The sequence below is a fragment of the Aeromicrobium sp. CF3.5 genome, assembly GCF_051262695.1.
Classification (GTDB): Bacteria; Actinomycetota; Actinomycetes; order Propionibacteriales; family Nocardioidaceae; genus Aeromicrobium.
Map to the genome: position 1 here is coordinate 1 of NZ_JBIMEZ010000016.1, position 12,232 is coordinate 12,232.

The 12,232-nt window shown below is 68.2% G+C and carries 12 protein-coding genes; 6 read left to right on the plus strand and 6 right to left on the minus strand.

Features of this window, described 5'->3' with window-relative positions:
* Window positions 1-13: 13 nt before the first annotated feature.
* The 5 genes from ACHAA3_RS16585 to ftsE all read right to left on the minus strand — a co-directional run bounded on the left by ACHAA3_RS16585 (window position 14) and on the right by ftsE (window position 4,589).
* On the minus strand, window positions 14-913 hold the full coding sequence (locus tag ACHAA3_RS16585) for an amidohydrolase family protein (RefSeq protein ID WP_435710202.1): 900 nt from the start codon (window positions 911-913) through the stop codon (window positions 14-16).
* A 14-nt stretch (window positions 914-927) separates the two neighbouring features.
* Window positions 928-1,401 (minus strand): SsrA-binding protein SmpB, encoded by a 474-nt coding sequence (gene smpB / locus ACHAA3_RS16590; RefSeq protein WP_435710203.1) that lies wholly within the window; start codon window positions 1,399-1,401, stop codon window positions 928-930.
* Between the two features lie 108 nt (window positions 1,402-1,509).
* Window positions 1,510-2,880: a peptidoglycan DD-metalloendopeptidase family protein gene (locus tag ACHAA3_RS16595; protein ID WP_435710204.1), complete on the minus strand. Its 1,371-nt coding sequence runs from the start codon at window positions 2,878-2,880 to the stop codon at window positions 1,510-1,512.
* 95 nt (window positions 2,881-2,975) lie between these two features.
* Window positions 2,976-3,890, minus strand: a complete 915-nt coding sequence (gene ftsX, locus ACHAA3_RS16600) for a permease-like cell division protein FtsX (RefSeq protein ID WP_435710205.1) — start codon at window positions 3,888-3,890, stop codon at window positions 2,976-2,978.
* Between the two features lie 9 nt (window positions 3,891-3,899).
* On the minus strand, window positions 3,900-4,589 hold the full coding sequence (ftsE, locus tag ACHAA3_RS16605) for a cell division ATP-binding protein FtsE (protein WP_435710206.1): 690 nt from the start codon (window positions 4,587-4,589) through the stop codon (window positions 3,900-3,902).
* 123 nt (window positions 4,590-4,712) lie between these two features.
* Between ftsE and ACHAA3_RS16610 the strand changes: the two genes are divergently transcribed.
* On the plus strand, window positions 4,713-5,291 hold the full coding sequence (locus ACHAA3_RS16610; RefSeq protein WP_435710207.1) for a hypothetical protein: 579 nt from the start codon (window positions 4,713-4,715) through the stop codon (window positions 5,289-5,291).
* 28 nt (window positions 5,292-5,319) lie between these two features.
* On the opposite strand, the gene ACHAA3_RS16615 is transcribed toward ACHAA3_RS16610, so the two are convergent.
* A complete protein-coding gene (locus ACHAA3_RS16615; RefSeq protein WP_435710208.1) occupies window positions 5,320-6,522 on the minus strand; it encodes an ROK family protein in 1,203 nt (400 codons plus the stop codon).
* Window positions 6,523-6,628: 106 nt separating this feature from the next.
* Here ACHAA3_RS16615 and ACHAA3_RS16620 point away from each other — a divergent pair, with 106 nt between their 5' ends.
* From ACHAA3_RS16620 to ACHAA3_RS16640, 5 genes are all read left to right on the plus strand, one after another.
* Window positions 6,629-8,170 (plus strand): sugar ABC transporter ATP-binding protein, encoded by a 1,542-nt coding sequence (locus ACHAA3_RS16620; RefSeq protein ID WP_435710209.1) that lies wholly within the window; start codon window positions 6,629-6,631, stop codon window positions 8,168-8,170.
* On the plus strand, window positions 8,167-9,180 hold the full coding sequence (locus ACHAA3_RS16625; RefSeq protein WP_435710210.1) for an ABC transporter permease: 1,014 nt from the start codon (window positions 8,167-8,169) through the stop codon (window positions 9,178-9,180). Before ACHAA3_RS16620 ends, ACHAA3_RS16625 begins: the two co-directional genes overlap by 4 nt.
* 45 nt (window positions 9,181-9,225) lie before the next feature.
* Complete coding sequence (locus ACHAA3_RS16630; RefSeq protein ID WP_435710211.1) at window positions 9,226-10,272, plus strand: substrate-binding domain-containing protein; 1,047 nt, start codon at window positions 9,226-9,228, stop codon at window positions 10,270-10,272.
* A gap of 82 nt (window positions 10,273-10,354) precedes the next feature.
* Window positions 10,355-11,536, plus strand: a complete 1,182-nt coding sequence (locus tag ACHAA3_RS16635) for a Gfo/Idh/MocA family protein (RefSeq protein WP_435710212.1) — start codon at window positions 10,355-10,357, stop codon at window positions 11,534-11,536.
* A gap of 1 nt (window position 11,537) precedes the next feature.
* Window positions 11,538-12,232, plus strand: a 695-nt coding sequence (locus ACHAA3_RS16640; protein WP_435710213.1) for a sugar phosphate isomerase/epimerase family protein, incomplete at its 3' end; no start/stop codon positions are given.

Here is a 12,232-nt window from a genome sequence, read left to right on the forward strand (position 1 = left end):
AGGCTCGTCGCCCTCAGGCCGGCACGTCGAACAAGGACGCGCCGTTGTTCCACAGCACCGCACGCATCCAGTCATCGCCCAGCTCGAGTCGCTCGAGGGCCTCGATCTGGTGGGCGTACTGGTAGGGGATGTTCGGGAAGTCGGTGCCGAACAAGATCTTGTCCTGCAGCTCGACCAGGCGCTGCGGGACCCCGTCCGGCACCGGCGCGGCGAAGAAGTCGACGAATGCCATCGTGGTGTCGAGGCGCACCCGCTCGTGCAGCGCCGCCAGGTCGAGGAACTCGGTCATCTCCGGCATCCCGAGGTGGGCGATCACCAGGGCGAGCCGAGGGTGTCGGGACAGGACGTCGGCGACTGCGGAGGGACCGGTGAATCGGCCGGGAGCAGGGCCGGAGCCCGCGTGCAGCACGATCGGCGTGCCGCTGTCGGCCAGGGCGCCCCAGACCGGCTCGAGCAGGGGGTCGTTGGGGGCAAAGTCGCCCACCTGCACGTGGACCTTGAACACGTCGACGCCGTCGGCGATCAGCTGCGGCACGTAGGTCGCGGCCTCCGGCTCGGGGTAGAAGGTCGCCGATCGCAGCGCGTCGGGGGTGCGATCGGCGAACCCGAGCGTCCAGTCGTTCATGTATCCGGCGATGCCGGGCTTGTGGGCGTACGACAGGGCCGAGAAGCGCCGGACCCCCAGGGCACGGAGCTGCTCGACGCGCTCGTCATCGGTGCCGCGATAGGTGATCGGCCAGGACCTGCCACCCAGCAGAGCGCCGGCCCCCGACGCGGCAGCGTCAGATCCAGCACTGTCGAAGTAGGCCCAGACCTTGGCCATGATCGGTGGCGCCATGAAGTGGGTGTGGACATCGACGATGCCCGGCACACCCAGCGACGTCAGGTACGCCGGAACGTCGACGTCTCGCATGGGGAGGCGCTCGCTCACATGCCCTTGAGCCGGCGGCCCAGGTCGCGCTGCGCCTCGTTGAGTGCTGTGCGCTCCGCCATGGCGTGGCGTTTGTCGAAGGTCTTCTTGCCGCGGGCGAGGGCGATCTCGACCTTGGCCCGACCATCGCTGAAGTACAACGACAGGGGCACGATCGTGAGCCCCTTCTCGGTGGTGCGCCGCTCGATCTTGTCGATCTCGGAGCGGTTGAGCAGCATCTTGCGACGGCGTCGGGTCTCGTGGTTGGTCCACGTTCCCAACGTGTAGTGCGGGATGTGGACCTGCAGGAGCCAGGCTTCGCCGCGGTCGATCTCTCCGAAGCCGTCGACGAGGGAGGCACGCCCCGCCCGCAGCGACTTGACCTCGGTTCCGGTCAGGACGAGACCGGCCTCGTAGGTGTCCTCGATGTGGTAGTCGTGGCGTGCCTTCTTGTTCTGGGCCACCAGCTGGCGGCCGGTCTCTTGAGGCACTGAACCATGCTCTCACGCGAGCGGGTGGCCGTGCGAAGCGCGGCAGGCCGGCCCGTGGCGAGCCCCGGCGAGCCGTGGTGGTGAGCGCGAGGGACGAGTGCGCCCGGCTTACAGCCAGCCCGCAGGGTTCGTGGTGGAGCCGTTGGCGATCACCATGAAGTGCAGGTGGCAGCCGGTGGAGTATCCGGTGCTGCCGACGTACCCGATGACCTCGCCGCGGCTGACCCTGGCGCCCGGCCCCTTGGCAAAGCGGGACAGGTGGTTGTAGGTCGTGATGACGCTCTGGCCACGCTTGACGCCGTTGTTGACGATGACGCGGTTGCCGTAGCCGGCGTTGAAGTACTGCTCGATGATCGTGCCCGAGGCAGCCGCGCGGATCGGTGTTCCACACCCGACACCGAAGTCCATGCCGTCGTGCAGCTTGTACACACCCGTCACTGGGTGCAGCCGCATGCCGTACTGCGAGGTGGTCGGGCCGCCGACCGGGCGGGACAACGCGCCGCCGCCGTCGCCACCTGAAGAGCCGCCGGACGATCCGCCACTGGAGGATCCGCCGCCGCCACCTCCGCCACCGCCACCGCCACCGCGACTGTTCTGCTGGGCCTGGGCCTGGGCGCGGGCCCGGGCCTCGGCGACCTCGCGCGCGGCGATGGCCGCCAGACGGTTGTTGAGTCGGCTTCGCTCGGACTCGAGCTCCTGCAGGACTCCCAGGTCGCTCTGCAGCGCCGAGTCGGCCTCCTTCGCGGCACCGGCCTGCTTGGCGACCAGGTCGGCGACGGATGCGGCCTGTGCCGCAGCTGCGGCTTCGAGCTCCTCTTGCTGCTGCAGGTTCGCGGCGGCTTCTTCGCGTTGCTGCTTGACCTGGTTGCGCAGCTGCTCGACCTCGTCGCGCTTGAGCTTGAGGACCACTCGCGTGGCATCGAGCTCTTGCATCGTGGCCAGCTGGGCGTCGCCCACCGAGGTGTTGATGGAGATCTGCTCGGTGAAGTCTGACGGCTTCTCGCCGGTCAGCAGGCCACCGAAGGCACGCATGCCACTGTCGCCCTGCTGCACGCTCTGCACCGTGAACGCCTCGACCTCGGCCTCGGAGGCCTTGAGCTCCTTCTCGCTCTTCTCCAGCTTGGCCACCGCGGCGTCGAGCTTGGCCTGCGTGGCCTCAAGCTCGGCCTGCAGACGCGCGTCCTCGGCCTTCGCCACGGCCAGCTGAGCTCGCGTCTCCCCCAGCACGGCCTGGGCCGAGTTCAGCTCAGCCTGGGCCGCGTCGAGCTTGGCCTGCGCGGCCTTGAGCTCCTTGGTCGACTCGGCGACGTTGCCCTGCGCGGAGCCGATGCGGCCACTGACGCCGTTGCGCTGATCGCGCAGGTCGCTCTTGTCGTCGGCGATCGAGGGGGCCGCGAACCCACCGATCAGCAGAGCGGTGAGTGACGCAGCCACCAGGGCCTTGGTCGCAGTGGGCTTGGCAAGGATCGAACAACGCATGAATCAACCTCAGGGAAGGGTGTCCTCTAGGCAGGACGAGGTAAGTCTCTCGCACACCATACGTCACATCCGTCACACGTCTAGGTCTATGAGTCCTATACGTCGAGATATTTGCGCGTCATCACCAGGGTCGGGATCAGCGCCAGCGCGAGCGCCAGCACCGTGGTGATGCCCATGACGAAGATCGCCTCGTTCCATCGCACCCACGTGGTGAGCTCACCCAGCGAGGTCCGCAGGTAGCGGTAGACGACGAAGTAGACGAACGCTCCGAGGCCCAGGGCCGCCAGGGCCGCGGACAACAGCGCGGCGAGCAACGACTCGAGCACGAAGGGCAGCTGGATGTGCCAGCTGGAGGCGCCGACCAATCGCATGATGCCGATCTCGCGGCGACGCGCGAATGCCGTCATGCGAATCGTGTTGGACACCTGCAGGATCGCCGCGACGATCAGCAGCAGGGACACACCCAGCGCCGCGAACTTCATGTTGTCCAAGAAGGTGAACAGCGGGCCGAGCAGCTCGCGCAACGACGTCACGCTGCCCACGCCGTCGAGTCCACTGACCTGGCTGGTGATGCTCGCTGACTCCTGGGGGTCGTTGAGCGTGACCAGGTACGACTCGGGGAAGGAGTCGGGACTGATCGTCTCGAGCTGCTTGCGGCCCGTCTCGGACGTGCCGAGGGTCTGGCGAGCCCGGTCGAACAGGTCGGCCGGACTGCGGACCTCGAAGGACTTGACCTCTGAGTTCGTCTCCAGCGCTTCCTGCACGGCAGCCTTCTGCGCATCGTTGGCCACGCCACCGACGCACGTGGCCGCCGGGGAGTTGTCGGTGCAGAGGTTGACCTGGATCTGCAGCTTGTCGCCGTAGAAGTTCTCGGTGCGGTCTGCCTGCATCTGCATCAGGAGGCCGAGAGAGGCCAGCAGCAGGGAGACCGACATGGTGACGACCAAGGAGATCGACATGGACTTGTTGCGCGCCATGCTCCGGAAGAGCTCGCGCCATGAGGTGAGCACGATGCCCTCCTAGTTCTGGTAGCCGTAGATGCCGCGGGCCTCGTCGCGCATGATGCGACCGCCGTCGAGCTCGATGACGCGCTTGCGCATCTGGTCGACGATGGTCGAGTCGTGCGTGGCCATGACCACGGTGGTGTCCGTGCGGTTGATGCGATCGAGCAGCTTCATGATGCCCACACTGGTGGACGGGTCGAGGTTGCCGGTGGGCTCGTCCGCGATGAGGATCATCGGCCGGTTGACGTAGGCGCGGGCGATCGCCACGCGCTGCTGCTCGCCGCCGGACAGCTCGTCGGGCATGCGATGACCCTTGCCGTCGAGGCCGACCATCTCCAGCGTCTCGGGAACGAGACGGGCGATCTCCGCGCGCGGCTTGCCGATCACCTGCAGAGCGAATGCGACGTTCTCGGTGACGTTCTTGTCTGGGAGGAGCCGGAAGTCCTGGAACACCGTGCCCACTTGCCGGCGCAGAGCAGGCACCTTCCAGCTGGAGAGCTTGTTGATCTCCTTGCCGGCCACGTAGACGCGGCCCGCCGTGGGGCGGGCCTCGCGCAGCACGAGACGCAAGAAGGTCGACTTGCCCGAGCCCGAGGCCCCCACGAGGAAGACGAACTCGCCCTTCTCGATCTCGAGATCGACGGCGTCGAGCGCAGCGCGCTTCTGTCCCGGATAGGTCTTGGTGACCTTGTCGAATCGAATCACTCGATTGAGTGTAGGCAGACGAACCCGCGATCTCGGGGTGCCGCGCCCCTCTCAGCAAGTTCTCGGGTGTTCCCGCCCACACCGATACCGGACTCGCGTGCCCGGGAGGACTAGCCTGCAGGGATGCGCCTGCCTGTTCCCGATCCCCTTGCCGTGCTCGCTCGCGGACAGGGGCTGATCGATCAGGCCACGTCACTGCTGCCGCGGGCCCTCGCGCTGCTGGGCGAGGCCGAGACCCTGGTACGCGGCGCGAACGCGCTGATCGAGCGCATCGAAGAGACACGGGCTGCGGCCGACGAGGTCGTGCAGCGCACCGATCGTGTCGTGGCAGATGCCAACGCCCTGATCGTGCGCACGGCCGGCACGGTGGGCAGCGTCGAACCGACCCTGGATCGCGCCCAACGGCTGCTCGACTCGTTCGCCCCGTCGCTCGAGCGCCTGCAGCCGACCCTCGACCGTCTCGCCCGGAGCACCAGCCCTGAGGAGGTCGAGGCACTCGTCCAGCTCGTCGACCACCTGCCGATGCTCGTGGGCACGCTGGAGACCGACCTCCTGCCGATCATCTCGAACATGGAGAACGTCGGCGCCGACATCCACGACCTGCTCGACATGGCCACCGAGGTCAACGCGATGATGGCGAAGCTGCCCGGAATGGGACGGGCCCGTCAGCGCGTCGAGGACCGGCAGGCCAGCCGGGACTGACCGTTCACCTTGGACGAAACAGTGGGGGTCAGGCGGTGGCGCGAGCCACGAAGGCGTCGACCGCGGGAGGCGCGAGCACGGCGTCGACCACCATGGCCCCGGCACCCAGGATCCCGCCCAGCGGGCCGACCGTGGTGCCGACGATCCGAAGATCGTTCGTGGCCAGCGGCAGCGAGCGCTGGTAGACGATCTCGCGCACTCCGGCCAGCAGGTACTCACCGGACTCCGACAGCTTGCCCCCGATGACGATGACCGAGGGATTGAGCAGGTTGACGCACGTGGCCAGGACCGTGCCGATGGCGCGCCCCGCCTCGCGGACGGCCTGCAGCGCGGCGACATCGCCGGAGTTGACGGCATCGACGATGTCCTGCGAGGAGCTCACCTGCACGCCCTGCTCACGCAGACGCGTGGCGATCGCGGGACCCGCAGCGACAGCCTCGAGGCAGCCGTGATTGCCACAACGACAGACCACGTCGGATCCCGGCCCGGCCACCTGGACGTGCCCGAGGTCTCCGGCCGAACCGAGGAATCCGCGCAGCAAGGACCCCTCCGTGACGATCCCCGCGCCGATGCCGGTGGCGACCTTGACGAACAGCAGATGCTCAGTGGGCCATGCCGAGGCGTACTCCCCCAGGGCCATCAGGTTCACGTCGTTGTCCACCAGGACCGGGCCGCTGAAGGTGCGTCCCAGGTGTGCAGGGATGTCGAAGTCGTGCCAGCCCGGCATGATCGGCGGATTGGCAAGCCTCCCCGCGGCGTGCTCGACGGGTCCGGGGACACCGATGCCCACGCCGGCGACATCGACGACGTGGCGGTCGATCTCGGCCAGCAGGTCGACGGCCCGGGCCACGATGCGGTCGAGCACCGGGACTGGTCCATCAGCGATGTCGGATGCCATCGTCCGGTCGATGAGCACCCGCCCGCCGAGATCGCACCACGCGACGGTGGCGTGCGATGCACCCAGATCGACGGCGAGCACGATCCTCGCCGATCGATTCAAGGCGTACCGCGTGGGCGGGCGCCCGCCGGTCGATGCCGCCTCCCCGACGGGCTCGAGCAGACCGGCGGCCAGCATGGCGTCGATGCGTGAGGTGATGGTCGAACGGGCCATGGACGTCAGGCGGGCGAGGTCGCCCTTCGTGCGCGGGGTGCCGTCGCGCAGCAGCTGGAACAGCTCACCGGTGCCGGCCAGTGTCGGCGGCAGCACGGGCTCGACAGGCTCGGCAGACATGCTCACCAGTGTTCCACACCTGGCTGTCGGAAGATCGAGGAACTATGTCGATTTGCACCAGACTTTTGCTTGACGAACGACATAAGGGGTGACTAGCCTCACAGTCATGCCCGCCCCCCACCCTCCCCTGCTCGAGATGCACGGCATCGTCAAGGAGTTTCCGGGAGTCCGCGCGCTCGACGGTGTCGATCTGGTCGTACGCGCTGGCGAGGTGCACTGCCTGCTGGGCCAGAACGGTGCCGGCAAGTCGACGCTCATCAAGGTGCTGTCGGGGGCGCACGGCATCGACGCCGGCACCATCGCCTGGGAGGGCTCGCCCATCACGCTGACCAATCCACAGGCGGCGCTCGACACCGGGATCGCCACGATCTACCAGGAGCTCGACCTCGTCGACGGACTGAGCGTGGCCGACAACATCTTCCTGGGTCACGAGCGGGCGCGGGCCGGTATCACCCACCGGGCGGAGATGAACCACACCGCAAGGGCGTTGCTGGCTCGACTGGGCCACCGCGAGATCCGCCCGACCCGCGAGGTCGGATCGCTGTCGGCCGCCGGCAAGCAGATCGTGTCCATGGCGCGCGCCCTGTCCCGCAACGCCCAGGTGATCGTCATGGACGAGCCGTCAGCCGTGCTCGACTCCGACGAGGTCGACGGCCTCTTCACGGTCGTGCGCGACCTGCGTACAGCCGGGACGGCCATCATCTACATCTCGCACCGGCTCGAGGAGATCCGGCGCATCGGCGATCGGCTCACGGTGCTCAAGGACGGGCGCACCGTGGCCAGTGACATCTCGGCCACGGACACCCCCACGGCGGATCTCATCACCTTGATGACCGGCCGGACCGTCTCCTCGGTGTTCCCCTCTCGACCCGGCGTCGCCGACGCCGCTCCCCTGCTGAAGGTGTCCGGCCTGGGTCGCAGGGGTGAGTTCGGCGACGTGAGTCTCGAGGTCCGCCCCGGCGAGATCATCGGACTGGCCGGCCTGGTCGGCGCTGGTCGGAGCGAGATCGTCGAGACCATCTTCGGGGCACGGCGCGCCGATCACGGCACGGTCGAGGTCGAGGGCACCCGGCTGCGAAACGGCTCGGTGGACGCCGCTGTCAGCGCTGGCCTCGGACTGTGCCCCGAGGAACGCAAGTCTCAGGGTCTGATCCTCGACGACGCCGTGCACCGCAACGTGTCCCTGGCCAGCTTCGATCGGTTCTCCCGGTTCGGCATCTCTGCCGAGAGCGCCGAGCGTGCGGCCGCGCACGAGGCCGCTCGCTCCGTCGACATACGTCCCGACGCACCCGACCGGATCATCCGCACCCTGTCAGGCGGTAACCAGCAGAAGGTCGTCCTGGCCCGATGGCTGCTGCGAGGATGCAAGGTGCTGCTGCTCGACGAGCCCACCCGCGGCGTCGACGTCGGAGCCCGAGCAGAGATCTACGCCCTGATCCGCCAGCTCGCCGACTCCGGCGTCGCCCTGATCGTCGTCTCCAGTGACATCGATGAGGTGCTCGGCCTGTCCGATCGCATTCTCGTCATCGCCGAGGGCTCGATCGTGCACGAGGGTCCGAGCGACGACATCGACGCGGCAGGGGTCCTCGACCGCATCCTGGCGATCCACGACCGGCCGACCCACCCACAGAAGGGGGAGGTCGCATGACCACCCTGAACGATCCCTCACTGACCGTTCCCACACCCACTCCGAGCCGCGGCGACCGCGGCGGCTCCCCCGGCTTGGCCCGCAACCTCGGCCTCGTGATCGCGCTGGTGATCCTGTGCGTCGTCGGCGTCGTCACCGCCGGCGAGCGCTTCGCCAGCGTCGACAACCTGGTCACGATCCTGCGGCTCGCCACCGTCACCGGCGTGGTCGCGGTCGGCATGACGTTCGTGATCACCGGCGGTGGCATCGACCTGTCGGTGGGCGCCATCGTGGCGCTCGCATCGGTCTGGGCCACCACCACCGGCACCCAGGCCATGGCCGACAGCATCGGCTGGATCGCCATGGTGTTCGCCGCGGTGCTGGTCGGTGCGATCTGCGGCACCATCAACGGACTGCTGGTCGCCTACGGACGCGTGGTCCCGTTCATCGCGACGCTCGCGATGCTGGCCTCGGCCCGCGGGCTCGCCGAGCTGGTCGCCGACCGCAAGACCCAGATCATCAGCAACCAGGGCTTCACCGACTTCTTCGGCGCCGAGCCGCTCGGCATCCCCGTGATCGTCATCATCTTCGCGGTGGTCACGGCCGCCGGCTGGTTCCTGCTGAACCGCACCACGTTCGGACGCCGGACGTTCGCCGTCGGCGGCAACCCCGAGGCGGCACGCCTCGCCGGCATCAAGGTGCAGCGGCACACCGTCTACCTGTACGCACTGCTCGGGGTGACCTGCGGCATCGCCGCCGTGATGCTCATGTCGCGCACCACGGTCGGGTCCTCGACGCACGGCACCCTGCTCGAGCTCGACGTCATCGCGGCGGTCGTGATCGGGGGGACGCTGCTCAGCGGCGGACGCGGCACGGTCGTCGGCACGCTCTTCGGCGTCCTGATCTTCACCACTCTCACCAACGTCTTCACGCTCAACAACCTCTCGACGTCGTCCCAGAACGTCGCGAAGGGCGTGATCATCGTGATCGCCGTCCTTCTCCAGCAGCGGATCGCGAATCGCAAGGCCTGAGCACAGCCCTCACCACCGCACGCCCCCCACCACCAAGGAGCACACATGTCCACGATCACCCACCGCCGTCGCAGCCTGGCCGCGCTCGGCGCCGCTGCGGCAGCGACGCTCGTCCTCGGCGCGTGCACGAACAGCACGAGCGATGACGACACCAGCGCGGCCATCGGCACCAGCAACACCGACAACGACAAGCCCGGCGACAAGGTCGTCATCGGTTTCTCCGCGCCCGCCGCCGACCACGGCTGGATGGGTTCGATCAGCAAGTCGGCCATCGCCCAGGCCGAGCAGTACGACGACGTCGAGCTGAAGGTGGCCGAGGGCACCAACGACGTCAACCTGCAGATCTCGCAGGTCGAGACCTTCATCAACGACGGGGTCGACGCCATCGTGCTGCTGCCCTTCGACGGTGCAGCCATGACCACCGTGGCCCGCAAGGCGATGGATGCCGGCATCACGGTGATCAACGTCGACCGTGAGTTCAACTCACCGTTCGCCGCCCGCACCACCGTGCTGGGCGACAACTACGGCATGGGCGTGTCCGCCGGGACCTTCGTGTGCGAGGACGCCGCCGGCTCCGAGGACAAGGTCGTGACCGAGATCGCCGGTATCGATTCCCTGCCGCTGACCCAGGAACGTTCACAGGGCTTCTCCGACGCTCTGGAGTCCTGCGGCCTGTCGGTCGACAACCGGGTCGCCGCGGAGTTCACGGTCGAGTCCGGCGAGAAGGCCGCATCGAACCTGTTGCAGGCCGCACCGCAGATCGACTACCTGTGGAACCACGACGACGACCAGGGAGTCGGCGTCATGGCAGCGATCAAGAATGCCAACCGTGACGAGTTCGCGATGATCGGCGGCGCGGGTTCGGCCAACGTCATGCGCGACATCAAGGCCGGCAACTCGGTGCTCAAGGCGACGGTGGTCTACCCGTCGACCCAGGCCGCCGACGGAATCAAGCTCGCCCGCCTGCTGGTGCAGGGCAAGTCGCTGTCGGACCTTGCCGAGATCGAGGTTCCTCGCGAGATCAAGCTGACGGCGCCGGTCGTCACCCAGGACAACGTGGACACGTACCTTCCGTCCGCCTTCGAGTCCTGACCGGTCGGGGACTCGCGACACGTCCGTCGCGGGTCCCCACCCTGCTTCCCCCGCTGAACACCACCACACGAAAGCTGCCCGCATGAGCGACACACGGACCGATCTCGGGATCGGCATGATCGGCTACGCCTTCATGGGCGTGGCCCACTCGCAGGCGTGGCGCACCGCCCCTGCCTTCTTCGACCTGCCGCTGCACCCGCGTCTGCGCGCGATCTGCGGGCGCAACGAGGACGCTGCTGGCGATGTCGCCCGCCGATTCGGCTGGGAGTCGGTCGAGTCGGACTGGCAAGCCCTGCTGGAACGCGACGACATCGACGTCATCGACATCTGCACCCCCGGCCACACGCATGCGGAGATCGCGATCGCCGCCCTCGAGGCCGGCAAGCACGTCCTGTGCGAGAAGCCTCTGGCCAACTCGGTCGCCGAGGCCGAGGCCATGGCGGCCGCCGCCTCCGCCGCAGCCGAACGCGGCGTGCGAGCGATGGTCGGCTTCACCTACCGGCGCACCCCTGCTGTCGCACTGGCCCGTCAGCTGGTCGCGTCGGGACGACTCGGCACCATCCGGCACGTGCGGGGCCAGTACCTGCAGGACTGGCTCGCCGACGAGAACGCTCCGCTCAGCTGGCGACTCGACAAGTCGCTGGCCGGATCCGGGGCTCTGGGTGACATCGGCGCTCACATCATCGACATGGCCCAGTTCGTCACCGGCTCCCCCATCGCCTCGGTGAACGGACTCATGGAGACCTTCGTCCAGACCCGCCCCCTCGGGGGTGATCACGCGACGCTCGGCGGATCGGCATCCCCCGACGCCGAGCGTGGTCCGGTGACCGTCGACGACGCGGCCGCCTTCACCGCCCGTTTCGTCGGCGGCGCCCTGGGCGTCTTCGAGGCGACCCGGTTCGCGACCGGCCGCAAGAACGCACTGCGGCTCGAGATCAACGGAACACTCGGCTCGCTGGCTTTCGACTACGAGGACATGAACGTGCTCGAGTTCTTCGACGCCACCGAGGATCCTGCGGTCGCCGGATTCCGGCGCATCCTCGTGACCGAGTCGACCCATCCGTATGTCGATGCCTGGTGGCCGCCCGGCCACGGGCTCGGCTACGAGCACGGCTTCACCCACCAGGTCCTCGACCTGGTCACCGACATCGCCAAGGGCGCGGACCCGATCCCGTCCTTCGCCGACGGCCTCGCCGTCCAACGCGTGCTGGCCGCGATCGAGCAGAGCGCAGCGTCCGGCACCACCATCGAGACAGGAGCATGAGATGAGCAGCCGACCGATCACCCTGTTCACCGGCCAGTGGGCCGATCTTCCGTTCGAGCAGGTGGCCGAGCTGGCCGCCGGCTGGGGCTACGACGGCCTCGAGATCGCCTGCTGGGGCGATCACCTCGACCCGTGGGCCGCGGTGGAGGATCCCGACCACATCCAGAGCCGCAAGGACATCCTGGACCGGCACGGTCTGCAGGTGCACGCGATCTCCAACCACCTCAAGGGCCAGGCCGTCTGCGACGACCCGATCGATCAGCGCCACCAGGACATCGTCGGGTCACGGGTGTGGGGCGACGGCGACCCCGAGGGCGTGCGCCAGCGCGCCGCCGAAGAGATGAAGCACACCGCTCGCGCCGCCCGCATGCTCGGCGTCGACACCGTGGTCGGCTTCACGGGCTCCTCGATCTGGAAGTACGTGGCGATGTTCCCACCGGCCTCCGAGGCCATGATCGCGGCCGGCTACCAGGACTTCGCGGACCGTTGGAACCCGATCCTCGACGTGTTCGACGCCGAGGGCGTGCGCTTCGCCCACGAGGTGCACCCCAGCGAGATCGCGTACGACTACTGGACCACCCACGCAGCTCTCGACGCGATCGGCCACCGTGAGGCATTCGGTCTGAACTGGGATCCGTCGCACTTCGTCTGGCAGGACCTCGACCCGCTCGGCTTCCTCTGGGACTTCCGGGACCG

Coding starts and splice junctions, on each gene's coding strand:
- ACHAA3_RS16585 (WP_435710202.1), bottom strand. CDS start 913: ATGCGAGACGTCGACGTTCCGGCGTACCTGACGTCGCTGGGTGTGCCG.
- ACHAA3_RS16595 (WP_435710204.1), bottom strand. CDS start 2,880: ATGCGTTGTTCGATCCTTGCCAAGCCCACTGCGACCAAGGCCCTGGTG.
- ACHAA3_RS16610 (WP_435710207.1), top strand. CDS start 4,713: ATGCGCCTGCCTGTTCCCGATCCCCTTGCCGTGCTCGCTCGCGGACAG.
- ACHAA3_RS16615 (WP_435710208.1), bottom strand. CDS start 6,522: ATGTCTGCCGAGCCTGTCGAGCCCGTGCTGCCGCCGACACTGGCCGGC.
- ACHAA3_RS16620 (WP_435710209.1), top strand. CDS start 6,629: ATGCCCGCCCCCCACCCTCCCCTGCTCGAGATGCACGGCATCGTCAAG.
- ACHAA3_RS16625 (WP_435710210.1), top strand. CDS start 8,167: ATGACCACCCTGAACGATCCCTCACTGACCGTTCCCACACCCACTCCG.
- ACHAA3_RS16630 (WP_435710211.1), top strand. CDS start 9,226: ATGTCCACGATCACCCACCGCCGTCGCAGCCTGGCCGCGCTCGGCGCC.
- ACHAA3_RS16635 (WP_435710212.1), top strand. CDS start 10,355: ATGAGCGACACACGGACCGATCTCGGGATCGGCATGATCGGCTACGCC.